The 25817-nt window shown below is 42.6% G+C and carries 11 protein-coding genes; 7 read left to right on the top strand and 4 right to left on the bottom strand.

The annotated features are described in order from the left end of the window. Positions 1–21 precede the first annotated feature (21 nt). The 3 genes from B9A91_RS18655 to B9A91_RS18645 all read left to right on the top strand — a co-directional run bounded on the left by B9A91_RS18655 (position 22) and on the right by B9A91_RS18645 (position 3387). Positions 22–2190, top strand: a complete 2169-nt coding sequence (locus B9A91_RS18655) for a S46 family peptidase (RefSeq protein WP_084240541.1) — start codon at positions 22–24, stop codon at positions 2188–2190. A 68-nt stretch (positions 2191–2258) separates the two neighbouring features. After that, the gene (locus tag B9A91_RS18650) at positions 2259–2510 is read left to right on the top strand and encodes a hypothetical protein (protein WP_084240540.1); all 252 of its coding nucleotides are present in this window, start codon (positions 2259–2261) and stop codon (positions 2508–2510) included. A gap of 325 nt (positions 2511–2835) precedes the next feature. After that, on the top strand, positions 2836–3387 hold the full coding sequence (locus tag B9A91_RS18645; protein ID WP_084240539.1) for a hypothetical protein: 552 nt from the start codon (positions 2836–2838) through the stop codon (positions 3385–3387). An 8-nt stretch (positions 3388–3395) separates the two neighbouring features. Here B9A91_RS18645 and B9A91_RS18640 read toward each other — a convergent pair whose 3' ends face one another. Continuing rightward, positions 3396–5498 (bottom strand): hypothetical protein, encoded by a 2103-nt coding sequence (locus B9A91_RS18640; RefSeq protein WP_084240538.1) that lies wholly within the window; start codon positions 5496–5498, stop codon positions 3396–3398. After that, a complete protein-coding gene (locus B9A91_RS18635; protein ID WP_084240537.1) occupies positions 5495–6643 on the bottom strand; it encodes a hypothetical protein in 1149 nt (382 codons plus the stop codon). Before B9A91_RS18635 ends, B9A91_RS18640 begins: the two co-directional genes overlap by 4 nt. A gap of 310 nt (positions 6644–6953) precedes the next feature. Here B9A91_RS18635 and B9A91_RS18630 point away from each other — a divergent pair, with 310 nt between their 5' ends. The 4 genes from B9A91_RS18630 to B9A91_RS18615 all read left to right on the top strand — a co-directional run bounded on the left by B9A91_RS18630 (position 6954) and on the right by B9A91_RS18615 (position 23663). Then, positions 6954–7673 carry a LytR/AlgR family response regulator transcription factor gene (locus tag B9A91_RS18630; RefSeq protein WP_084240536.1) on the top strand — a complete coding sequence of 240 codons (720 nt, stop codon included), beginning with the start codon at positions 6954–6956 and terminating at the stop codon, positions 7671–7673. Between the two features lie 212 nt (positions 7674–7885). Continuing rightward, positions 7886–14467 carry a type I polyketide synthase gene (locus tag B9A91_RS18625; protein ID WP_084240535.1) on the top strand — a complete coding sequence of 2194 codons (6582 nt, stop codon included), beginning with the start codon at positions 7886–7888 and terminating at the stop codon, positions 14465–14467. Positions 14468–14482: 15 nt separating this feature from the next. Beyond that, positions 14483–22978, top strand: coding sequence for a non-ribosomal peptide synthetase (locus tag B9A91_RS18620; RefSeq protein WP_084240534.1), 8496 nt, complete (start codon positions 14483–14485; stop codon positions 22976–22978). Beyond that, the gene (locus B9A91_RS18615) at positions 22965–23663 is read left to right on the top strand and encodes a 4'-phosphopantetheinyl transferase family protein (protein ID WP_084240533.1); all 699 of its coding nucleotides are present in this window, start codon (positions 22965–22967) and stop codon (positions 23661–23663) included. Before B9A91_RS18620 ends, B9A91_RS18615 begins: the two co-directional genes overlap by 14 nt. Before the next feature lie 4 nt (positions 23664–23667). Here the strand turns inward: B9A91_RS18615 and B9A91_RS18610 are convergent, their stop codons facing one another. After that, positions 23668–24834, bottom strand: a complete 1167-nt coding sequence (locus B9A91_RS18610) for a glycosyltransferase family 2 protein (protein ID WP_084240532.1) — start codon at positions 24832–24834, stop codon at positions 23668–23670. Positions 24835–24839: 5 nt separating this feature from the next. Further along, complete coding sequence (locus B9A91_RS18605; protein ID WP_084240531.1) at positions 24840–25754, bottom strand: glycosyltransferase family 2 protein; 915 nt, start codon at positions 25752–25754, stop codon at positions 24840–24842. Positions 25755–25817: the final 63 nt, after the last annotated feature.

The following is a 25817-nucleotide window of genomic DNA, read 5'->3' as shown; positions in this document are numbered from 1 at the left end:
AACTAACAATAAACAATACAGATGAATAAAAAAACCTTAGTTACTTCGCTGTTGACCTGCTCACTGCTTACAGTTGGTGTGTTACAGTCGGGCTACAAACCCTGGGAAGAAGGAATGTTCCCTTTAAGTGAGATCCACAAGCTTGATTTGAAGAAAGCAGGACTAAAGATCAGTCAGAATGAAATTTATAATCCCAATGGCACCAGCCTGGTCGACGCCCTGGTTAACGTAGGCGGATGTACAGGATCGTTTGTTTCTAATCAGGGGCTGATCATCACCAACCACCACTGTGCTTTTAGCGCAGTGCAACTAGCCAGCACACCTGAGCACGATTACCTAACCAATGGCTTTGTAGCGGGCACGCGTAAAGAGGAGATTGAAGCAAAAGGTTTAACTTGCCGTATAACTGATAGTTATGAAGATGTATCAAACAAAGTATTGGGTGCCGTAACGCAGGTGACTGACCCTGCTTCCCGATTGAAACTGATTAACGATGCGATGAAAAACATTGCCTCGGACGCCGAAAAAAAAGACCCTTCCATACAGGCCGAAGTATCGGAAATGTTTATTGGAAAGACCTATGTACTGTTCCGTTATAAAACCATACAGGATGTGCGCCTTGTATATGTACCAAACCGGCAGATTGGCGAATATGGAGGTGAAACCGACAACTGGGTATGGCCACGCCATACCGGCGATTTCTCCTTTATGCGCGCCTATGTAGCACCAGACGGAAAACCAGCCAAATACTCAAAGAACAATATCCCTTACAGCCCTAAAAAATTCCTGAAGGTTAATGCTAATGGCACCAATGAAGAGGATTTTGTATTTATACTGGGGTATCCGGGCAGAACTTTCCGCCATCGCCCGGCACAGTTTATTGAATACCAACAGCAATTTGTATTGCCATATGTTTCTGACCTGTACGATTTCCAGAACAAAACCATGGAAGAAGCAGGAAAGAAAGATAAGGCAACAGAGATCAAACTGGCTACCCGCATTAAAAGAAATGCCAATGTACTTAAAAATTACAGAGGAAAACTGCAGGGACTGAAGGGAATTGACCTTGTTGGCAAAAAGAAAGAAGAAGATGCTGCCTTGGCCAGCTTTATCAACGGCAACGTAGCTGTAAAAGCTCAGTATGGCAACCTGATGACCGATATTGACAACCTTTATAAACTCATTAATGGTGATGCCAAAAGGGATTTATGGCTGGCCCAGATCTACAACTCAACCAGCCTGCTTGGACTATCTAAAAACATAAACGTATTTAAAACTGCAATGGAAGCTTATCCAGCAGCACAACAGGAAGCGTTTTTTAGCCAGAATCTACCCCGCTTAAAACAATTTCTGTCTGGAAATTACGAAGCATTTGACCTGGCCGCCGATAGAAATAACTTTAAGCGAATGCTTATTGATGCTGCAGTACTCCCGGCAAATCAAAGGGTAAATGCGACTAACGGCATTACTGGCGATGAAAAAGCCATAGATGCTTACATCAACAGCGTTTTTGCCGCCAGCAGGTTAAAAGACAGCAATTATGTATTTCAAACTTTACTTGCTTCACCGAAGTCGCTAAAAGAATATAGTGATCCCCTTCTGACATTTGAAAAAACGGTTGCGGCACAAATTGCCGAGCTGAAGCCGGAGAAAGACCGTAGAGAGGGTGTTTTAAACAAATTAATGGGTGACTACGTGAGTGTTAAGGAGAAGTTTTTAAAGAAAGGTTTTATTCCTGACGCCAACAGCACATTAAGGCTTACCTACGGTTATGTTAGGGGTTACTGGCCTGCGGACGCCTCTTACATGCGCCCTTACACTACCATAAAAGGAATACTGGAAAAAGGCGCTACCGGAAACCCGGAATTTGATTACCCGGCGCAGATCAGGGCGCTATGGCAAGCCAAAGATTTTGGTCCTTTTGAGAAAAAAGATCTTAAAGATGTGCCTGTTGCCTTTTTGTATAACATGGATACCACGGGAGGCAACTCGGGATCTCCAATAATGAATGCCAATGGCGAGCTGATCGGCGTAAATTTCGACCGTGCTTATGGCGCTACGATTAACGATTACGCTTGGAACGAAAGTTACAGCAGATCTATCGGGGTCGACATTCGTTATGTACTGTGGGTGGCCGCAAAAATTGACAAGGCAAACTTCCTTTTAAAAGAAATGGGCGTAAAAATATAGTCCCTAAATAAATTACCTTATAGCCATCCCTCTCATGAGCGGATGGCTTTTTTTAAACATAAAAACATATGAGAGTATTAGCAGAATTGCCACATCCGGATTGTAAGATCACCCTGTTTAACATGAACCAGAAATACATTGTAAAATTTGAACAAGGCACACTGGAACAGAGTTATAAATTATCGGAGCTTGACCTTACGGGAGGCGGGGCAAATGAAATTTTCCAGATCCTGGATGAGGCTTTCATTACTACAGTAGTGGAACGTTTTAAGGAAATGCGCAAAGATTTTTCGGAGGCTTACAATAGGCAGCAGTATTAATTTAAATAAAAACACCAAATCACTGTAAGACAAGCCTATTAAATACAAACCAGAATATAATTCTGTATTTCAGCAGCAAAAATAAAAAACCATTGTAATCATTATTAACTTAAACTTTAGAAAGACAACAATAAGTCACTTGAATTTTAAATAGTTATAAATTAGTACAAAATATAATTTTTCCATATAAAAATACCAAATAAAATTAAAGTCCGGCACTTTTCACCGTATTTCTACGTTTTCTACAAAAGGAGAGATTTGAAATTGCCAATCCGGGTTTTATTTAGAATATTTGCCAAACACATACTGCCTGCCAGATAAAGTCATGAAAAATAAAATCCTGTTCATAAGCCTGCCCATTTTAGTTTTGCTTTATATGTCCTGCAATAAAATATCGGAAAGTATTGAACGGGACATTATTATTAACGACACTTCATTTTTTGATATTCAGCCACTGGACACGGTTGCCCCTGTTACGATACCGAATATAATAACAGGGGCAGATCTTGAAACTGAGATTAGGGAACAGGCAAAGAGCTTTACCTCTGGTAATATCCGATCCATAAAGCTCAACAACCTGATCATTGCGTTAAATACAACTAAGATCGACACGGGCAACAACCTGGCAAACCTGCGCGCAATAAAGCTCAGCATCAACAGCGGCGGCAAGACAACAACAATGGGCAGCACTACTATTACAACCAAAGCCGCAACTGGTAACCTTGCGCTGACTGTTGGTATTTCTGCGGATTCGCTGAGATACCATTTAGCTAATACGCCCAAAACTTATAGTATAACCCTGAAGGCAAAAAAGAAAACCGATACGATTATGAATGCGGTGGTTTTGACACGTTACGTGGTTTCACTGGCAAAGTAACTGGTTTGTTAAGAGCCCACAGTAAACACCTTTTCGGGCACATGGAACCGATTACCTATAACGTCAACACAAATTACCTCTACACTGCCTACCTCATAACCTGAAGGCAATGGATAGGTATTAGAATTCCAGGTTAACAAGCCATCAACTGCCGTAAAGTAAGTACCAGATTGAATCCCTGCGTTATAAATAACCCATTTTACAGATCTCGCTGTGGTATCTTCGGCGTACCCTAAAGGATTTACATAATTGTAACTTGCAGTATACTGGGTACCATTTTTTATACCTGCCAGGCCTTCTGCCATAGGCAGTGCCAGACGAACACCTATATTATACCTGGCATACAATTCATTTTCGATGATTGTGCGTTGATCCGCAGTAAGCTCTGTAAAACTCCAGGCCTGAAAACAAGCCCCAAAGTTACCGGAATTGGTATCAGCTCCCCATGCAAAACTTGGCTTGTTTAACCGGCCGTCTGAATAGGTATATGCCGGGTCGCCCGTTACCAGCGATTTGTTAATTCTCACCTCACATCTAATCCCAAGTACATCCAATATGTATTTGATATGAAACAAATAATTCTGCCTGATAGGAAACCCTATTGGTATTGTGTTGGGAAAACCGACAGGAGATTCATCTGTAGCGCCCCTCAACCTGATTGCGTTATCACCGAAATCACCTACGTAATGACTGTTGAAGCTATTCCATAAAGCTTCATAGGTATTAAATTTGGCCTGATTCGCTACAAAAAACAGCTCCCTTGGAAAAGGCTTATTTACAGCATATTGCTCTGATACATATGCTGTACCGAACTGGTTGTGAAACTGAATGTACCCACCAACCTGACTACGGTACCGCGGGGGAGCCTGAGTTAATACAGGGTTTACGGGCCCGGTATAATACATATCTTTCCCACCGGTTTTACCTAAATCCGGAATACTGGCCACAATATCACCATCAGCTACCTGCAAACTATTCCCGTTCCTTGCCTTAGAAGAATCATAAATATGGTCAAAATATAAAGACAAGTCAACATCCGTATCCAACCATTGTTTTTTCTGTTTGAATATATTCACCAATCCTGTAGTTGCATTAAACGTAGCATTATCCCCGTCTGTGGTAACCGACAATATAGGTTGATCCGAAGCGATATTAAACGACAGGTCCTTATAACGGTTTTTATTGGTCAAAGATGTGATATCTGTAACAATGGTAAGGGTATCCCCATTAAATTCCTGGTAGGTTGGTAAGGCCTTCATCTCCCTGTATTCCAGAACCTCCCTGTGCGATGCTACCCACAGTTCATCTTCAGCATTGGTTTCAATATAATCGACCAGGTTTTGAAACGCAGTTTGATCTATAGTGTGACTTGCCAGCCTGAAAAAAGTATTATTTCCTGACAACAAGGTATCAATAATTGCCTTAATATCATTAAGTTCTACAGCCAGCTGATCGGTAAAATACCTTCTTAATGCACCAAACAACGGCGGCACGTCATTATAGTTGCCCGGAGGAACGAACATCCATACCGGAGTAAATGTGTCGAATGTCCCCTGCGAAGTCGAATACAAATAACCAATATCATGAGCTGCCTGGGCATGTCCTGCATCGGCATTTGGAACAACCTTAGATCTTGTCCAGTAATTCAATAAGTTTTTGATAAAACTTTGCATCAGAATGGTGCTTTGTAATGGGTTAACTGTTGCTCCGAACCCCACCTGGTCATGGTAGTATCCATGATCACTGATCTCCCAGCCTGCATTGATCATACTGATCATCTGAGCAGCACTTACCCTGCCATCTGTCCCATCATAAGTGTAAGGGATGCCAGTTGTTTCATTTGCACCATTAATAGCCAATGTAGCTGAATAATTGATGTTATTCCCACAACCGTCTGTATAAAAAGCTGCATTTAAAATATTCAGACCAGTGAGCGCGCCTATACTTGCATCATCCCATTCAAAAGCCATTGTATTTTTCTTATTGTATTTCCAGGGTGCTATATTCGCAACCGCCAATGTAGCGGGAGCAGCGAACCTCACAATAGTCTTTATTGTATGTTTGGGTTCAGGCAAACCACTGATAACATAATTTCTCGCTTGTTTTATCATGACTTGGCGACATTTGACTGTTCAACAACCAAACAAGCTAAATTTGCCCCATAATCTCCACTAACCCTATTAATTTGTGCTGTTACAGTGGTAATACCTGTAATGTTGTTAAAAACAATCCATTCCGAATCGTTTAAACCGTTAGCTGCCTGGCCAAAACTCCCCAGTACAGTAGTTGCTGTCCTATTTTTTGTCACACTGTTAATCGTCACTCCCCTTACAGCATCCGGATTATCAGTAGGCATCAAAAAATACAACTGATAAAATTTCGACGAATTTAAACCAGATATAAGCAAGGCGGCTGAGGTCCCCCCATTAACTGTCCAGGCGGTGTTCACAACAGCGTTTTCAAACACACCAGTATTTCCGACAGCATCCTGGCTGGCACTTACTAGTGCAACCTGGCCAGCAAAGGCACCCGAATTTGTTAATGTAATGGCAGATTCAACGCCGGTAGTGTTTTCCAGCAATGGCGAAGTATATCCGTTAGCCGTTTGTAAGTCTGCCGAAGGTGGATTTAAGGTGTTGAAAGGCGGATTTGTTGCTGGTCCGGCGTATTCGCTTGAGAAGTTGGCGATTATAGTGTTTTCCACTACATAACTACCTGATGCAGGTGCTATATACGGGTTTCCAGCTATCGCCCCGGCATTATTTACACCTGAAGACGCTTTTACCCGAAAACGATAGTAATTGGCCAGCACTTCATTCGGCCCGGCGTCGATAGGCGTTGCATCTACATAGCTGGCAAAAGCACCATTATTTAAACTATATTCCAGTTGATTAGGATAAGCCGGATGAATAGCGGACACATTTCTGCCCGACACTGTTACTGTAGGCGCTGTAGGCGTTGGTAACCCCCCAAGCCCCAAAGATTCAAGGTAAGATGTTTTGATGCCAATGGTACCATTGGGTAACATCTCAAACTGATCGGGTGATAATAACGCATTTGGCAAATCCGACGTTAAAATCAACCCATCTACCTTTTTTGGGATATTAGCTGACAACCTTGCATCAGGCAAAGTGCCGGTAGTTAATGCGCTTGCATTGGTAGAAGCGGCCGTTGTACTGTTTAACTCTGTTGCGTTCGCATTTAATTTAGCTCTTACGCTCGCGTTGCTTTCGCCATTATTGAATGTCTGTGCCATATATGTTAAATAAATATTTAATCCGTCCAGTTTTCACTATCATCCCACACTTCTGAGTCGTTCCAGAACCCAAATCCGGTCTGCAAGGAAGGGAACTTACTGATTAAATTGTTGTTTTTTATCCGCATTATATTAAGGTTTTAAGTAATTGATCAGTACTAACTTTTGGGTGAATATCAGCAACATTATATTATAAAGTTTTTTTTTTATGTGAAATGCAACATCTTTTATGCAAAATGAACTTTGCTGCAAATGCTATTGTCATTGTTGATTCAATTGGATATTTTGCATCAACACAAACGCCTCAACTATGGTATTAAACTGCATCATTGTAGATGACTCCAAACCTTGTATCAACCTTCTCTCAAGTCACCTTATCGAGTTCAAAGCTTACGTTCAACTCATTAAGACCTATTCAGATCCGCTAACAGCACTGGCAGAAATCCAACAAAACGATATACCAGACATCGCTTTTATCGGAATACTTAAAGGTCAAATTAGCGGAATCCAATTAGCGAAGTTGCTAATGAATAAAATTAAATACCTGATTATCATAGCGTATGATCTATCTTATGTATTGGATGCATTTGATGTTAATGCCCGCGGTTATCTAATAAAGCCAATACTCAAGCAAAAACTTTGGGAAACAATAATGAAGATTGTAGAAAAGGAGAAAAGAAAGCTTGAAGACGTCAGGCGAAACGAATACTTCTTCATTAAATCAAATATCAGCGAAGTAACCAAAATATATGTAAATGACATTATTGCCGTACAAGGAGCTTCCAATTACGTACAAATTCATACTTTGGACCAGAAGAACTACATTACATATGCAAAAATGCTGGACTATGAACATAAACTGAGTTCTTTGGGAGATTTTATCCGTGTAAATAAATCTTTCATAATTTCAACTTCCGCAATTAAACAAATACAAAAACGAAAAATACTCCTTAACAACGGTTTGCAAATCCCGATTGGCAACACTTATAAAAACAGGATCAAAGAACTTTTAAATATAATAAAGCTTTAAGGTATTCAAAAAATGGCTTATTCTTTTACGGAATTCGCCTTCTGTATCATTTTCGTTATCCTCGTTATAGGATATTTTCTTTATCTTTAAAGCAGAATTACCGCAAACGAAACGAGCTCATAGCGAAGTGATTTCAAAATGATAATCTGTTTGTAGGGAAATTCAAGCATGCTATAACCGGATAATTAGAAATTAAGCGCTCAGTTTTACATATGTTTGATAAAAACACTATTGTTGATTTATTCTCTGAACAGGTAAAAAAAACGCCTGAAAACATAGCTGTTGTCTTTGAAGATACGCAGCTCACTTACAAAGAACTTGATACCCGATCTACCCAGCTTGCGAGATATCTGAAAAAAAATGGCATAAAAAAAGAAAGTCTTGTCCCCATTTGCCTCGACAGGTCACTGAATATGATTGTAGGAATATTGGGCATTTTGAAAGCTGAAGCTGCGTATGTGCCGATTGACCCAGACTACCCTGCTGAAAGAATAGCCTATATGCTTGACGATATTGGCGAAAAAGTAGTAATTACCCAATCTGTTAACAACTCTATTTTTTCTGAACGTGTTCATCTGCATTTGCTGAACATGGATACGGACTGGCACCTTATTGACAAGGAGCCGGTAGAGGATATTAACTATGAACTGAGCGGTAATAACCTGGCCTACATTATTTATACCTCTGGCTCAACAGGACGACCTAAAGGTGTAATGATCACGCATTGGAATGTTTACCGCTTGTTCATTAATGATCGTCCGTTATTTGATTTTAATGAAACCGATGTATGGACGATGTTTCACTCATTTTGTTTTGATTTTTCAGTATGGGAAATGTACGGTGCCTTGTTGTATGGTGGAAAACTGGTTGTCGTGTCCAAAGACACAGCTAAAGACGCAGGACTATTTACCGGGCTGATGATAAGGGAAGGAGTAACTATACTGAATCAAACGCCATCAGCTTTCTACATCCTTCAGGAGCACGTGATACATCGAGAAAACAGAAGCGAATTGAAGGTCAGATATGTTATTTTTGGAGGTGAGGCATTAAATCCCAGCAAGATTAAACCATGGTACCTGCTTTACCCTCATTGCAGGTTAATTAACATGTATGGGATTACAGAAACAACCGTACATGTAACCTACCAGCAAATAGAGGAAAGACATTTAGAGAGCAATATCAGTGTGATTGGCGGCCCCATACCTACCTTATATGCCGTTATTCTGGACGAACAGCAAAAACTACTTGAGGATGACAGGCCGGGTGAATTGTATGTTGGTGGTGATGGCCTGGCCCGGGGATACCTGAATTTACCTGAACTGACCGCATCGAGGTTTATAAAAGACCCTTTCAGTGCCAATAACGGAGCAAGGTTGTACAGAACAGGTGATCTTGCGAAAAAATTGCCAGATGGTACGCTGGAATATCTCGGCCGGATAGATGATCAGGTTAAAATCCGTGGGTTCAGGATTGAATTGGGCGAAATTGAGCACGTGATGCAACAGGCCCCCGGTGTAAGGCATGCTATTGTGATTGCGCGTGAGCATAATGGCGATAACAGACTTATCGGTTATGTAGTTCCATCTGGCGCTTTCGATAAAGATGCTATTCTTTACTTTATACAAAAACAACTACCTGATTATATGGTACCTCAGCTATTGGTACCCTTAAAAGAGATTCCGCTTACAAGTAATGGAAAGGTAAACAAAAAATCACTTCCGAATCCGGATGCGTCAGAATTGCTAAGTACAGTTTTCGCAGAACCAAAGCGCGAAACCGAAATTAAACTCGCGACAATATGGAAAACTTTACTTGGCGTTAAGCGTGTTGGCGCCCACGACAATTTTTTCGAATTGGGTGGGAATTCATTGCTGGCCCAAAAAACAGTTGCCATACTAAAGGAGCAGAACCTGGTGTTGCCGGTTACCAAATTATACCAGTACCCAACTGTAGCTGGTGTTGCGGCTTTTATAGATGGTCGTAAAAATAAGCCACAACATAAAAAGAAAAAATTGCATAAAGATAATCAGCAGGATAATGACGTCGCCATTATTGGAATGGCAGGACGTTTTCCCGGGGCAGACAGCATAGAAGAATTATGGGAAGCGCTCATTCAGGGAAAGGAACTGATACATTTCTTTAAAGATGACGAATTGGACTCTTCCATTCCCCCGACCGTAAGAAATTCTGCTGACTATGTAAAAGCACGCGGAATCATTAACCATGCTACAGATTTTGATGCTTCTTTTTTTGGCATTACACCGAAACATGCCGAACTGATGGACCCGCAGCACCGTGTTTTTTTGGAGATCTGCTGGGAGGCATTAGAGCGAACAGGATACATGCCCCAGCGTTATGAAGGTGCCATAGGGGTATATGCGGGCTGTGCGAACAACACCTACCTGGTAAACAACGTGATCGGCAACGCAGAAATGGTTGAAAACGCAGGTGGACTGCAAGTGGTAACCGTAAACGATAAAGATTATATATCAACTCGGGCTGCATATGCGCTGGATTTAAAAGGTCCTGCTGTAACTGTATTATCAGCCTGTTCAACATCGTTGCTGGCCGTTGCCCAAGCGGTAGAAAGTATTAGAAAAGGCCAATGTGATGTTGCCATTGCAGGCGGGGTATCCATTACTTCACCAATAAATAGTGGACACCTTTATGAAGAAGGGGCCATGTTAAGCAAAGATGGTCATTGCAAGCCGTTTGACGCAGATGCCCGGGGTACATTATTCAGTGATGGCGCAGGAGTGGTTGTGCTAAAAAGCAAAAAACAGGCAGAGGTTGATGGAGATCTGATATTTGCGGTAATAAAAGGAGTTGGCCTGAGCAATGACGGTGGCAAAAAAGGCAGTTTTACTGCACCAAGTGCCGAAGGCCAGGCGGCATGCATCACTATGGCCCTTGAAGACGGAGGAATTGCCCCTTCTACAGTTTCATATATAGAGGCACACGGTACTGCTACTCCCCTCGGCGACCCTATTGAAATAGAGGGGCTTAAACTGGCATTTGGTGAGACCGACCAAAAGCAGTATTGTGCTATCGGATCCGTAAAAAGTAACCTGGGGCACCTTACACATGCTGCAGGGGTTGCAGGTCTCATTAAAACAACGCTCGCACTATACCACAAACAAATCCCAGCATCAATTAATTATAGTAAACCAAATCCGTACATCAGCTTTTCCGATAGTCCCTTTATTGTAAATGACACCTTAAAAACATGGCAAAGCAATGGACCAAGACGTGCTGGTGTGAGCTCATTTGGCGTAGGCGGAACAAATGTACATGTGGTGCTTGAAGAAGCTGAAGCTGCTACCCTTCAGCACAGCAAAACATCAAGACCACTGAAACTGGTCAGCTGGTCGGCTATGAATGAAGCCAGTCTGAGTCAATATTCAACAAAACTGGCTAGTTACCTATCTCAACATCCAGATACCTCTCTTAACGATCTCGCCTACAACCTCAGCAGTTATCGAGAAGCGTTCAGGTTCAGGAATTTCGTTTTATCAGGTAATACACCAGAGCTGACCGAAATTTTAAGTAATGAAACACTTGTGGCCGCCAATTCAGGCACTGCAGACACCACAGACAGGCCAATTACATTCATGTTTCCCGGACAGGGCGCGCAGTATCCTGGCATGGGAAGTGATTTATACAATGCAGAACCCGTATTTCGCCAGGCTATGGATGAATGCTGCGCGATCATCTCAAAAGAAATGGGAGAAGATATACTTGCCGTTATCTATCCTGCCGAAACCGTGGAAAATGCCGCCGGGAAATTGCAGAATACAAGATACAGCCAGCCGGCATTATTTGCCTTAGGGTATTCACTGGCCAAATTATGGATGAGCTGGGGCATACATCCTTCCGCTTTCATCGGCCATAGCATCGGAGAGTTTGTGGCAGCACATTTTTCGGGTATATTCTCATTAGAGGACGCAGTACTTTTAATTACTTCCCGCGGCAGGATGATGAGTGACCTGCCTGCCGGGAGCATGCTTTCTGTAAGAACAACAACCGAACAACTCCGTGCAATGCTGCCCGCTGCTATTTCAATAGCAGCAGTAAACAGTCCTAATTTACAGGTAGTAGCTGGCCCAACACCTGCTATTGAAGCATTTTCAGCTATGTTGGATGCCAATAATATCCCCAATCGACTGCTAAATACCAGTCATGCTTTCCACTCAGCAATGATGGACAGCGTAATTGAACCTTTTGAAGCAATTGTACGTACTGTAACATTAAATGAGCCGGTTGTAACTGTCGCATCCACCGTAACCGGCGATTGGCTAACTAAAGCGCAGGCTACAGACCCCTCCTATTGGTCACATCATTTAAGATCGACCGTTTTGTTTGAGGATGCGGCAAAAATGCTGATCAGCGACGGAAAAAGAGTCTTCATAGAAATGGGCCCTGGGACAGTAACCTCAACATTTATGAGGCAGCAAAGTACCGGTAACCTCCTAGTGTTGTCATCCATTGAAAACAAATCACAACCACTGGCAGAGTGTCAGACCCTGCTGAAATCATTGGGCCAGCTTTGGGTAAGCGGGCAGGAAATTGATTGGTCTTCATTCTATAAAGATCAGGAAGGTAACCGTATTTCTGATCTTCCAACTTATGCTTTTCAACGTAAGACCTATTGGCTGAAACCAAATCTGACGGTTAACCGTGCTGCTGCAATACCGGAAAAGCCAATGATTCAAAATCATTCAGACTTAACAAACAATTCAAAAACATTAGCAAAACCTATGAGAAAAGAGCATCTGATAAGTAAGATCAGAGAAATCCTGGAAAATGCTTCCGGAATCGAAATGAATGAAGTTACGCCGCAAATGAATTTTATGGAAGCAGGGCTCGATTCTTTGCTGCTAACCCAGGCAGCACTGCTCTTAAAAAAAGAATTTAATGAGAACATTACCTTTCGTCAGCTAAACGAAGAGCTAAATACGATGGACGCCCTGGCCAGTCACCTGGATAAAAAACTTCCCGTCGAAAGCGCCCCGGTTCAAAACCTGGCAACATCCTTTCAGCCGCAAGCTGTTCAGTTCAGTTCAAACGGAAATAACCCTGCAATAGACCTGATCGGACAACAGCTGCAGTTTCTGGCGCAACAGATCGCGGTTTTGCAAAACGGTGTTTCTTCCCCAACCGTTGCTGTCCATGTACCACAAAACAATGCAAACAACCATATCCATGACAGTTCTTTGAATGAACTTTCTTCTGAGGAACTGGCAGAAATTAAGAAACCTTTTGGTGCTACAGCAAGAATAGAGAAGCAATCTGCGGAACTGACCAGCGCACAGCAGGATTTTCTGAGCAATCTTACAAAAAGATATAACGAAAAAACCAAAGGCAGTAAGGCCTATACCCAAAAACATAGACCTTATATGGCCGACCCGCGTGTGGTTTCGGGCTTCAAGCCCGCCACAAAAGAGCTGGTATATGCTATTGTTGCTGAAAAATCAAAAGGTTGCCGCATTTGGGACATTGACGGCAATGAATTTATCGATGCCCTGAACGGGTTTGGCTCAAACATGCTCGGCTATCAGCCTGATTTCATAAAAAAAGCGCTGATAGATCAGATTGAAAAAGGATATGAGATAGGCCCACAGCACGAATTAGCCGGAGAAGTGAGCAAACTGATCTGCGATTTTTCGGGTTTTGACAGGGCCGGTTTATGTAACACCGGATCCGAAGCTGTATTGGGTGCCATGCGCATAGCCAGAACAGTTACAGGACGATCACTGATTGTCGCTTTTACAGGTTCTTATCATGGTATTGTTGATGAAGTAATTGTAAGGGGCAGCAAAAAACTGAAATCCTTCCCTGCTGCTCCCGGTATCATGCCAGAAGCGGTACAAAACATGCTGATTCTTGACTACGGTACTGAGGAATCCCTGAAAATTATTAAAGAACGGGCGCATGAACTTGCTGCTGTACTGGTAGAGCCTGTTCAAAGCCGGCGCCCTGAATTCCAGCCGATAGATTTCCTTAAAGAAATACGAAAAATTACTGAAGCCTCTAAAACGGCATTGATATTTGACGAAGTGGTATCTGGTTTCCGGTTCCATCCTGGAGGTACACAGGCCATGTTTGGCATTAAAGCCGATATTGCAACCTACGGTAAAGTTGTTGGTGCGGGCATGTCTATTGGTATTATTGCCGGCAAACAGGTTTACATGGATGCACTTGATGGTGGCACATGGCAATTTGGAGACGATTCAGCTCCCGAAGCTGGCGTTACCTATTTTGCAGGGACTTTTGTCCGGCACCCGCTGGCACTGGCCAGCGCCAGGGCTTCCCTAACCTATATGAAGGAACAAGGGCCTGCACTGCAGGAAAACCTGAACGCCAATGCACAATATCTTGCCGACCAGCTAAACCATATCTGCAGGCAATATCAGACACCGATGTATATTGCCCAGTTCTGCTCTGTATGGAAAATCAAGTACCATACAGAATATGCTTACAGCGAATTGCTCTTTACACTGATGCGGGATAAAGGCATCCATATTTTAGATGGCTTCCCTTGTTTCCTTACCACAGCACACCAGAGAGCCGATATTGATCGGATCATTTCAACATTCGAAGAAAGTGTGAAAGAACTTAAACACGTAGGTTTGATTCCTCAACATATATGGGAAAACACCAAAGAGAATACACATCACGATCCCAGAAAACCTCCTGTTCCAGGTGCCAGACTTGGCAAAGACAGAGAAGGAAACCCTGCCTGGTTTGTTAGAGATGAAAATAATCCTGGAAAATACCTGCAAGTACAATCTTAATTATAAACGAACTTAATGAATAACGACTATAACCTGACATCCGTAGATTTTAATCCCTTTGAAGGTGGTGAACTCGACAAAAGTATCCCTGCGATTGAGTCACAGCAAGAGATATGGGCTTCCTGTGCAATAGGTGGAGAAGATGCGAACCGTTCGTACAATGAATCGGTTTCGCTAATTCTGAGCGGTGTTTTTGATCACAATTCCATGGAAAAGGCAATACATGAAGTTGCAAACCGTCATGAGGCTTTAAGGGCAACCATAAGCGCAGATGGAAAAAGCCTGTGTATCTATAAAGACAATCCAATATTTATTTCCTATGAAGACCTTTCGGCCCTGCCTGCTGCTGAGCAACAAAAGCGGTTGAAAGAAATTGATCAGGAAGATGCTGAATCTGCCTTTAACTTAATGGATGGCCCCCTTTTCAACCCGGTTATTTATAAACTGGGCGAGACTGAACATGTTGTAAGGTTAACCGCCCACCACATTATATGCGATGGATGGTCATTCGGTATCATCCTGGAAGATCTTGGAAAATTATACTCGGCTTATGCTCAGGGACAGCAGCCAGTAATGGAGACACCAGTTCCATTTAGCGACTATGCTGACGAGCTCGAACGTTTTTCGCAATCTGACGAACATAAAAAAACTGAGCAGTATTGGCTAAATGAGTATTCTGGGAATGTACCCGTACTGGATTTGCCTACAGATTATCCCCGTCCATCATTACGTACCTATAAAAGCAGGCGTGACGATTTCACGCTTGACCAGGACTTGCTTAAGGCTGTAAGGAAAACCGGTGCAAAAGCAGGAAGTAGTCTGGTAAGTACACTAATGGCTGCCTTTGAAATTTACCTGCACAGGTTAACAGGTCAGACCGATATTGTATTGGGCCTGCCGGCCGCAGGGCAATCTGCAACGGGCCATAATGTATTGGTGGGGCATTGCGTAAACCTTTTGCCTTTACGGAGTAAACCTAAAGGCAATCAATCCTTCATGGAATACCTGAAGATCAGAAAGCAGAAAGTAATTAACGATTATGAACACCAGCAGTTTACTTTTGGCAGCTTGCTGAAAAAACTGAACATGGCGCGCGACAGTTCAAGAATTCCGCTTGTTCCAGTGGTGTTCAACATCGATATGGGAATGGATGCAAATGTTTCATTCTATGGGCTTGAACACCAGCTGATCTCCAATCCAAGGGCATACGAGAGTTTTGAAATTTTCATGAATGCCACAGGGACACAGCAATCGATGACATTGGAATGGTCGTACAACACCCAACTGTTCAAAGCAGAAAGTATCAAAAGAATGATGGAGGAATTTACCATTCTGCTGGAGGAAGTGGTAAACAACCCAGACATCAGGATTAGTGAACTTTCGTTACTGGATAAGAAACAAACCGGGCAAACCTCCAATTTCAACGATACTAAAGTCGCCTACCCTGAAGATACCGCAATAGCAGAACTGATTGGTAAATCTGCTACTGAGAATGCCTTAAAAACGGCCATATACTTTAAAGATCAGGAAATCAGCTATAAGGAACTCGAAATGCAATCCAATAAGCTGGCGCATTATTTTATCGGGAAAGAAGGTCTTAAAACAGGAGATATTGTAGCCATAAAGCTAGAACGCTCGCCAAGGTTAATCATCAGCATATTAGGTATCCTGAAAGCCGGGGCAGCTTATTTGCCTATAGATCCGGAACTTCCTAACGAGCGTATAGAATTTATGCTGACTGATTCCAGTGCATCCCTTCTGCTCACAGACCAGCCAAAAGACTCGGTATTTGCGTCATCTGCAAAAATTCTTCAACTGGAACAACTCTGGTCTGGATCGGATGGGCTTTCTGACCAGCCTCCTGCATTAAAAGTTACTGGCAAGGACCTCGCTTACCTTTTGTATACCTCAGGATCTACCGGCAGGCCTAAAGGCGTGTTAATTGAGCACCACAGCATTACCAACTTAATGCTGAGCCTGCAAAAAGCTCCCGGGATTCAGGCCTCTGATCGCTTCCTGGCCTCTACAACCATATCATTCGACATTGCCGGGGTAGAAATGTATTTGCCTTTGATCAGCGGTGCCAGCATCGTTCTGGCAGAAACGAACGACATCAAGGATGGCCGCCTCCTTCTGGACCTCATAGAGAAACAAAACGTGAGCATTGTTCAGGCTACACCTTCTTCATGGAGAATTCTGGTGGAAGCCGGTTTGAAACCTAATTCCAGATTACGCGCCTTCTGCGGAGGCGAACAATTCCCTGCTGATCTGGCCGGGTGTATGCTGGATCTTTGTGATGCAGTGTGGAATATGTATGGCCCAACCGAAACCACCGTTTATTCCATCATCAAGCAACTGCAAAAAGACAGTAAAAGTACTACCATCGGGAAGCCGATAAACAATACGCAGGTATATCTTCTTGATGCTTATGGGCATCCGGTCAACGATGGTGTGCCGGGCGAAATCTGTATTGCAGGGGCCGGACTTGCACGCGGTTACCTGAACCGTCCGGAATTGACTGCGGAAAGTTTTGCTTCAAATAATTTCATTAACCCTACCCCAACACGGATATACCGGACAGGGGATTTAGGGAAACTGAACCAGGACAATGATATTGAATGTCTTGGCCGGGTTGACCAGCAATTGAAGGTCAGAGGGTTCAGGATAGAACCAGGAGAGATTGAACACCACCTCATTAAACAAAGAGGTGTAAAAGAAGCTGTAGTTATTGCAAGAGAGGATAAAGCTGGCGATCAGCGTCTGGTAGCTTATATTGTTCCCGACCAGAAAGATGGTACCGGTTGGCAGGAAAGATGGGAAGACCTTTACCAGCTGGGTGTTCAGAATGAACAGGACCTTCCTTTGGAAGAACAGAACCTGGATATTGCCATTATTTCTCAATACAATACTGATGAAAATATAAGAGAACATGGAATTGAATGGACAAATGAAGGCTTAAAACGTATCAGGGCATTAAAAGCCAATGATATTATGGAGCTTGGAACTGGCGGAGGCCACCTGATGCTTACCCTGGGACAGGAAGTAAACAAGTATGTAGCTACAGATTACTCTCATGTTGCCATTAGCAAACTTAAAGAAAAGCTGGCCCTTGCACCTGAAAAATGGAAACATGTACGCGCATATGAAGCACTTGCTGATGATTTTACCGGCGTTGATGACAATTCATTTGACCTGGTATTCTTCCATGGGGTTGTTCAGTATTTCCCAAGCCTAAGTTATGTGCTTAAAGTAATTGAAGGTGCGGTAAAAGCAGTAAGAGCTGGTGGTTGTATCTACATTGGGGACCCGCAGACTTTAGATGCCATTACCATGCACTTTTATCATGACCAGCTTGGTATTACGAAAGACGACGTTTCTGTAGCCGATTTTAAAAAGATCTCAGATTTCCGTATCCGAAAAGAAGAAGAAATTTCCATTGACGTTGATTTCTTCTACTTCCTGCCCAACATTTTGCCGGAAATAAAAGCCGTAGATGTTCAAATACGGGGTGGTGATTATTCCAACGAAGCCACTAAGTGCCATTACGACGTTTGGTTATATATTGGCGGCGATGTTCCAAATGTAGTTGCCCCTGAGGTATCATTGAAATATGAAGGTGCCGGCATCGGCTGGATAGCAGAATGCCTGTCGGCAAACAAAGGAAAAGTGGTACAGGTTACTGCCATTCCAAACCGCAGGGTAAGTAAAGACGTGGCTTTAATGCAGCTGGTGCAAGGGGCTGATGCACAAACAAGTGTAAAACAGCTGAAAGAGAAGCTTCAGCAGCTTCCTGTTTCTGGCATTAACCCTACCGATCTCTGGGAGTTGGGCGAAAAATCAGGCTACAAAACCCATGTACGCTGGTCTGCCAATGGCGAAGATGGAAATGTTGAAGCTGTGTTTATTCCTGAGGCTTACGGAAATGCTATTCCTTCAAAACCAGAACAACTACAGGTTAAATCGGCAAAAGAATATGGCTTGGAAAACGATCATGAGGTAAACGTCATCGATATTCCGGAACACCAGCTTCAGCTCCTGAAAAATGAATTAAAAAATGTACTCCCCGAGTATATGATACCAGGTGAATACGTTGCCCTGGATAAGTTGCCGGTTAGCAGTAACGGGAAAATTGACCGTAAAAACCTGCCTAAGCCAGATCATGAATCCCGTCAGGAAAATGAAGGCAGTGTAGTTGAACCCCGCACAGCTACTGAAAAAATGATTGCAGGCATCTGGTCTGAGCTGTTAAACATTGAAAAGATCAGCATCACCAGCAATTTCTTTGAGCTTGGCGGGCATTCGCTTATCGCCGTTAAGGTGATGCTGGCAATTGGAAAAGAAACGGGTATCCGTTTGCCGATTACCACATTGTTTGAGAATTCCACCATTCAGAAACTGGCTAAAGTGATTGCCCCCGACTCACCCGATGGCGGTGATGATGAGGGCGGCCCTGGCGATCAGGACGACCCTTTTCCCGGTGGGGGTACCCCCAATATTATTCATGTACCAACTATAGATCCTCAGAAAGAGATTTGGCTGGCCTGTGAACTCGGCGGCACGGATGCCAGCAAAGCATTTAACCTGTCATTTTCACAGTATTTTCATGGCAGCCTCAATGCTGATGCGTTAAAATCTTCAATACAGCAACTGGTTAACCGGCATCAATCGCTAAGGGCAACATTTCATAAACATGGTGCAGAAATGCATATCAGTGAGCATTTAAAGGCTGACTGGCACTATTATGATCTTTCTTTAAAATCTGAAGCAGATCAAAATCAGTTTATTGAGGAACTCTCTGTAAAAAATACCAGTACGCCATTTGATCTCTCCGAAGGGCCTCTTTTTAGAACTTTTCTGATAAAACTATCAGATCAGCAGCATTATTTTACCATAGCAACCCACCATATCGTTTTCGACGGCTGGTCTTATGGGGTTGCGATGCACGAACTTGGCATTTTATACTCGGCAATCGTAAATAACACTCCTACCGGCCTTGATGAACCGGCCCTGTTTAGTGAGTATGCCCTGAAAAAACAGGCATATTACGGTACTGCAGATTATAAGGACATTGAAAACTATTGGCTGGGTAAATTTCAGGGAGAATTACCTGTGATGGAACTCCCGCTTGATTTTCCACGCCCCAAAAACCGCAGTTATGAAAGTGAGCGCGTTACGTATACGATAGACTCGAAACTCGCTTCAGGCATAAAAAAAATAGCAGTTTCTGCAAACACAAGTATTGCCATTACGCTTAGGGCAGCGCTTGAAGTACTTTTATACCGCCTTACCGGCCAGGAAGATATCATCACCGGCCTGCCGGTAGCAGGTCAGCTGGTGGAGGTAAAAGACAACCTAATAGGGCACTGTGTAAACATGCTGCCGCTCAGAACCAGTCTTGACGGAGATGCAGCTTTTTTAAGCTATTTAAACAGGCGAAAACAAGAAATCCTGGAAGCCTACAGTTATCAGGATATTACTTTTGGTCACCTGCTCGAAATTTTAAATACCAGCCGCGACCAGTCGCGCGCACCATTGATTTCAGTGGTGATGAATACTGCGCTCTGGATGGATGAAGGCGCTTCATTTTCGGGTGTCAGAAATGAACTTGTTGAAAACCGGAAATCATTTGAGAATTTCGAGCTGATCCTGGATGTAGTAGAGTACGTAGATAGCATGACCATCAGATGGGATTACAACAAATCCTTATTTACGCCCCAAACGATCTATTTATTTCATCAGCGCTTTGCGGGCCTGCTCAGCCAGATTACAAAAGACCCTGCACTTTTACTGGATAAAATATCCCTGATCGTTGCAGATGATCTATCTATTCAAAAAAAGACACCTGCGGAAAAAACCGTTCTGCCTGCACTTGGTACCTTAATAAACGAAGCTGCAAAAAAATACGCAGCAAAATCAGCGCTTTTATTTAAAAATCAAACCCTTAGCTATCAACAGTTAAACCAGCGCAGTAACCAGCTTGCGCATTATCTTATTGAATCGGGAATTAAACCCGGCCATTTTACAGCATTATCATTAGATCGCACGCCAGATATGATCGTGGTATTGCTGGCCATAATAAAAGCCGGATCAGCATATTTACCAATAGACATTAACTACCCTAAAGAACGGATTTCTCAAATCCTGCTAAATGCCAGGCCTGAGTTACTTATCGTCCAGAAAGATAGGGCCGAAAACTATGTAGGTTTTGAAGGAAAGCTTTACATTGATGATGTAATTGAAGCCAGCAAAACTTATCCGGATACAGAACCGAAATTGATCATACCGGACAATAACCCGGTTTATGTGCTTCATACATCAGGCTCAACCGGCAAACCAAAAGGCGTTTGCATGGCCAACGATGCCCTGGTAAATTTACTTCAATGGCAAGCTAAGTGTTCAATTGCTGGCGTAGGCAGTAAAACCCTGCAGTTCTCTCCCCTGCCTTTTGACGTTTCTTTTCAGGAAATCTTTTCTACACTACTTACAGGTGGTTACCTGTCATTAATTTCTGATGAAGTCAGGCTCGATCCGAGAAGTTTACTCGAACATTTAAAATCAACAGGCATCAACAGGATTTTCCTCCCCTTTGTTGCGCTACAGTCATTGACCGAAAGTGCGGCAGCAACAGGTACCTATCCAGACGCTTTAAAAGAAGTAATGACAGCAGGCGAGCAGCTAAAAATTACGCCGCAAATTGTTTCCTTCTTTAAAAAAATAAAAGGCTGTGTGCTGTTTAATCAATATGGCCCCACAGAGGCGCACGTAGTTACGCAATTGGAACTGACCGGCGATCCTGAACAATGGCCAAATCTGCCACCTATTGGAAAACCCATTGACAATACCCAGATCCTAATTTTAAACAAGCAGTTAAAAGAAGAGCCTGCTGGTGTGGTAGGTGAACTTTGCATTGCCGGAACCTGCTTAGCAGAGGGTTATGTGAATTTACCGGAACTCACAAATGAAAAGTTTATTACACTGGAACAAAAGAATTTCCCAGGGCTTCGGCTATACAGAACGGGAGATCTGGCAAGATATCAGCCTGATGGTAATATTGAGTTTCTGGGCCGGGAAGATAACCAGGTTAAAATACGCGGTTTCCGGATCGAACTTGGAGAAATTGAAGCTTACCTGAACAAGGAACCGGAGATCAAACAGGCGGTAGTTACCGTACAAAAAGACCAATCCGGAAACACGAGATTGATCGCAAATCTTACAGCCCACCAGCTTGGCAGTTTAAGCCAGGAAAACATTGAACAATGGAAAGATAACCTACGCAGTAATCTTCCGGAGTATATGATACCTTTTGAATTTGTGTTGTTAAAGGAGTTCCCTTTAACTGCAACCGGAAAAATAGACCGCAAGGCAATACCAAAGCTTAGCCATTTTTCCGACCAGCAAACTAAAGTGCTGAAAGTTGCAAAAACACCCCAGGAAATTATACTGGCAAAAATATGGTCTGATGCACTCGGCATCAGTAACATCAGTATCGACAGTGATTTTTTTGAAATCGGAGGGCATTCTTTGATTGCTGTAAAAGTAATGGTGGCCATTGAAGCTGAAACCGGTAAAAGGTTGCCCCTGGCAGCATTATTTGAGAACCCGAGTATCGAAAAACTGGCAAAATTGCTGAACGCTGATGAAGAAGGGATCAGTTGGGACTCTCTGGTTCCAATTAAAACATCAGGCGGTAAACCTCCACTCTATATTGTTCATGGATGGGGACTCAATGTTTTAGGCTTTCGCAACCTGGCCAATGTTGCAGATCCGGAACAACCTGTTTACGGACTGCAGGCCAAAGGGTTAAATGGCAGCGATGTGCTTTTTCATACCACGGAAGAAACAGCAGCCCATTATGTGAATGAAATCATGCTTCATAACCCATCAGGGCCTTATTTTCTATCAGGCTATTCTTCGGGCGGAGTGGTCGCCTTCGAAATGGCAAGGCAGCTTAAAGAGCTCGGAAAAGAAGTGGCATTTCTTGCTTTTTTTGATTCTTTTGTAACCATCAATGATTACTGTGAATTAAAGAAAAAAGGTAAAATACTACAGATGGTATCGTATTTTATCAAAAAACAGATCGTCAATTCCAAATTCTTTATACGTCATCCAAAAGCATTTATTATTGATAAATTCAATTTTACTGCAGGCACACTTTACAATATATACGCCAGACTCAAACCAAAGAAAAAAATAAATAAGGATGACCCTGAATATGCTATCCGACAATTGGCAGAATCACATGACCGTTCATTAAAAAATTACCATTTCAAGCCTTATGACGGGCATGCTTACTTGTTTAAAAGCAATGATCCGGAAACTACTTATTTTAACAATTATGAAAGTAACGGATGGGGGCCATTTTTAAGTAAAGGCCTTACAAGGATAAATGTACCAATAGGACATCTCGATTTCTTTGAACCACGCTTTGTTTCCATACTTGCAGATAAGCTGCAGGAACAACTCGACCAGGCCGCGAAACAAATTGAACCTATGCGGGATGAATGGACCTGAACTCCAATCCCAGGTAAACTGGAAACCGCTTCCGGTTCAATGGAACCTGGATTTAAATGAAAATCATGTGTTTAAGGTCGCGATTGACCGCTACTTTTCCCGAATGGGAGATTTGTATAGCAAAACCCTAACGGCTGGAGAGGTACTTAAAGCTTCAAAATACCTGAATCAAAGTGACCAGCAAAGGTACCTGGTCAGCAAATATCTCCTGCGGGATTTTCTGGGAGGGTTTCTCAACTGCGCCGCAGGAGATATAAAATTCAATTTATCTGCAAAAAAAAAGCCATACACACAAGGAATTGAGTTTAATGTGAGTCATACCGGAAATTATGTCTTTCTTGCATTTAGTTCTTCCCCGGTAGGAATAGATGCGGAAATGCTCAACCCAGGTTTTGATTTTGAATTGCTTTTGCCCGAACTTTTTGATACCGAAGAAATCCGTTTCATCAACAGCAACGCAGCTGTCAGATCCCAGCTTTTTTATATGTTATGGACACGTAAAGAAGCCTTACTTAAGGCCAGTGGCGAAGGCTTAACAGATCAGCTCTTTCTCGTCAATATACTTTCAGACACACCCAGCAGAATAGGCCAACAGTATCAGCTTCATAGTTTTATTCAATCCGATTGCTTATTTACACTTGCACTTAGCAACCACAATCCCTGCAGTTACTGGACTGTGTTATAGCAATCTATTTTCTTTTCGATTTCTCCCAGGCGGCACTCTGCGCTTTTCTGAAGTACCTGAATATGCCAGCCATCACTGCATAGTTCATCAAGCAAAAATAGTACGGCACAAAGAAAGCCTTTATACGGATATTTTTGGATTCAAAAACCAATCCTGCTAAACTGAGCATATAAAACAATACATGTAGTGCCAGGGTAACCTGGTAAAGCGGATTACCCGCAGACGCTACAATAACTACATTAAGGATAAAAGCCAGAATCAATAAAAAGGGGGTAATAGTCCACCGCAATACCCTATGGCTGATGTATTGAAAAGTAAGCACAGGATAATAAAATGGATTGGCGGCCTTCTTTAACCTGAGTATAGATTGGATACCTCCTGCCGCAATCCTTATTTTACGCTTTAGTTCCTCGGCTGTATTTGCAGACGCAGTTTCCATGGCATAGGCCCCAGGTTCATAAGCAATAATATATCCCTTTTCCGCTATTCTCATTGCGATCATATGGTCGTCTATTATCGTATCCGACTCCACCGGCGGGTAAAGCGCGGTGCGGATGCTAAACAATTCTCCTGCAGCGCCAACATTTGAATACAGTTCATAATCCCATTTTTTTAACAGGGATTCGTATTTCCAGTAAAATCCTTCGCCAGCAGAGCTTGCATCTGCTTTCTCTTCTACCAGAATTCTTTTCTCGCCTGCTACCGCCCCTACTTTTGGGTTTTGATAATGCTTTACCAGTTCAAGTACTGCATTTTTATTCAGGAAGGTATTGGCATCGGTAAATACGGTGATATCTCCCGTAATAAAAGGAATTGCCCGCTTTATCGCTGCCATCTTTCCCGAACGTGCATCTTCGTGTAATAAAACCACTTCCCTAAATTCCCTTACCCGTTCAGCCGTCCGGTCAGAAGATCCATCGGTAATGAACAGAAATTGTATTCTGTCTTTTGGATAGTTAAGGTCAAGTGTATTGTTTATTTTCTCTATAATGATGTCTTCTTCATTGTAAGCGGCAATAAGTAAGCTTACCGCAGGAAGATCGGCAGTTTTAGAAAATTCAGCAGTTTTTGTAAATATTCTTTTAATTTTCACCAATAAGTACAATACAATGCCATAGCCAATAAAAGTATATATAACCAAAAAGAGGCTGATCCAGAATGCGATAATCATTTATTTTATACAATTTTAAATCCGAGTTCATTACTATTTTTACTGTGGGTAAAGTTCCACCATAGCCCTTTTATCACCCATTTTACCAGGTCCCCGCGCCCCTTCATTAAATACAGTACCATTTGTTTTGAAGCGGCAATCAAAATAAAATACAGGCTAAAAAACAGCGTATTCAACGGCCCTGTATTCCTACGGATGAAGAGCATTCTGTTACGGGTCATGAAATAGGTCTTGATGTTACTTTCTTTACCTACACTCATCGATTCTTTATGATATATTTTTGTTTTTCCTGTAAACCAGATCTTTTTACCTGCTTTTTTAAATTTTTCGCACCAGTCCAGTTCCTCATAATATAAAAAGAAGTTTTCCGCCATCAATCCTACCTGCCCAAGATCTGTTCTGCGGCACATCATTGCCGCCCCATGGCAATAGGCGGTTTCGCGGCTATCGTTATCATACTGACCATTGTTTTTTGCAAAACTCCCTATCCCTTCATTCCTGCAGGTCATATAATTCATAGGTGTAAAACCCGCATATTGTATTACTCCCGGATTTTCATAATAGAGAATCAGTGGAGATAGGAGGCCAATTTCTGGATGTTCTTCAAATTCAGCAACCATTGCAGTAACCAGGTTGTCCGAAATCTCGGTATCATTGTTCAGCAGCAAAAGATAGTCTCCTTTGGCCACCCTGATACCCAGGTTATTTCCTCCTGCGAAACCCAGGTTTTCTTCCGAGCGGATGTAAACAAGCGCTGGATAGGCTGCTCTGTAAGCAGCTTCATGGTTTTCTACGCTGCCGTTGTCAACCAAAATCACTTCAACATTATTCTGGTCTGTATTTGCTCTAACCGACTTCAAAAAATCGATGGTAACTGCCGGCTGGTTATAGTTTACCGTAATGATGGAGGTTATATTCATTCAGATGATAAAAGTAATTCTTTTGTTTGTAAAAATCAGCAAGTAATTTTCTGCCAATATATA

It is taken from the genome of Pedobacter africanus (genome assembly GCF_900176535.1).
Classification (GTDB): Bacteria; Bacteroidota; Bacteroidia; order Sphingobacteriales; family Sphingobacteriaceae; genus Pedobacter; species Pedobacter africanus.
This window is presented reverse-complemented; position numbering and strand designations above follow the sequence as displayed.

Coding starts and splice junctions, on each gene's coding strand:
- B9A91_RS18655 (WP_084240541.1), top strand. CDS start 22: ATGAATAAAAAAACCTTAGTTACTTCGCTGTTGACCTGCTCACTGCTT.
- B9A91_RS18635 (WP_084240537.1), bottom strand. CDS start 6,643: ATGGCACAGACATTCAATAATGGCGAAAGCAACGCGAGCGTAAGAGCT.
- B9A91_RS18640 (WP_084240538.1), bottom strand. CDS start 5,498: ATGATAAAACAAGCGAGAAATTATGTTATCAGTGGTTTGCCTGAACCC.
- B9A91_RS18620 (WP_084240534.1), top strand. CDS start 14,483: ATGAATAACGACTATAACCTGACATCCGTAGATTTTAATCCCTTTGAA.
- B9A91_RS18605 (WP_084240531.1), bottom strand. CDS start 25,754: ATGAATATAACCTCCATCATTACGGTAAACTATAACCAGCCGGCAGTT.
- B9A91_RS18650 (WP_084240540.1), top strand. CDS start 2,259: ATGAGAGTATTAGCAGAATTGCCACATCCGGATTGTAAGATCACCCTG.
- B9A91_RS18645 (WP_084240539.1), top strand. CDS start 2,836: ATGAAAAATAAAATCCTGTTCATAAGCCTGCCCATTTTAGTTTTGCTT.
- B9A91_RS18625 (WP_084240535.1), top strand. CDS start 7,886: ATGTTTGATAAAAACACTATTGTTGATTTATTCTCTGAACAGGTAAAA.
- B9A91_RS18615 (WP_084240533.1), top strand. CDS start 22,965: ATGAATGGACCTGAACTCCAATCCCAGGTAAACTGGAAACCGCTTCCG.
- B9A91_RS18610 (WP_084240532.1), bottom strand. CDS start 24,834: ATGATTATCGCATTCTGGATCAGCCTCTTTTTGGTTATATATACTTTT.
- B9A91_RS18630 (WP_084240536.1), top strand. CDS start 6,954: ATGGTATTAAACTGCATCATTGTAGATGACTCCAAACCTTGTATCAAC.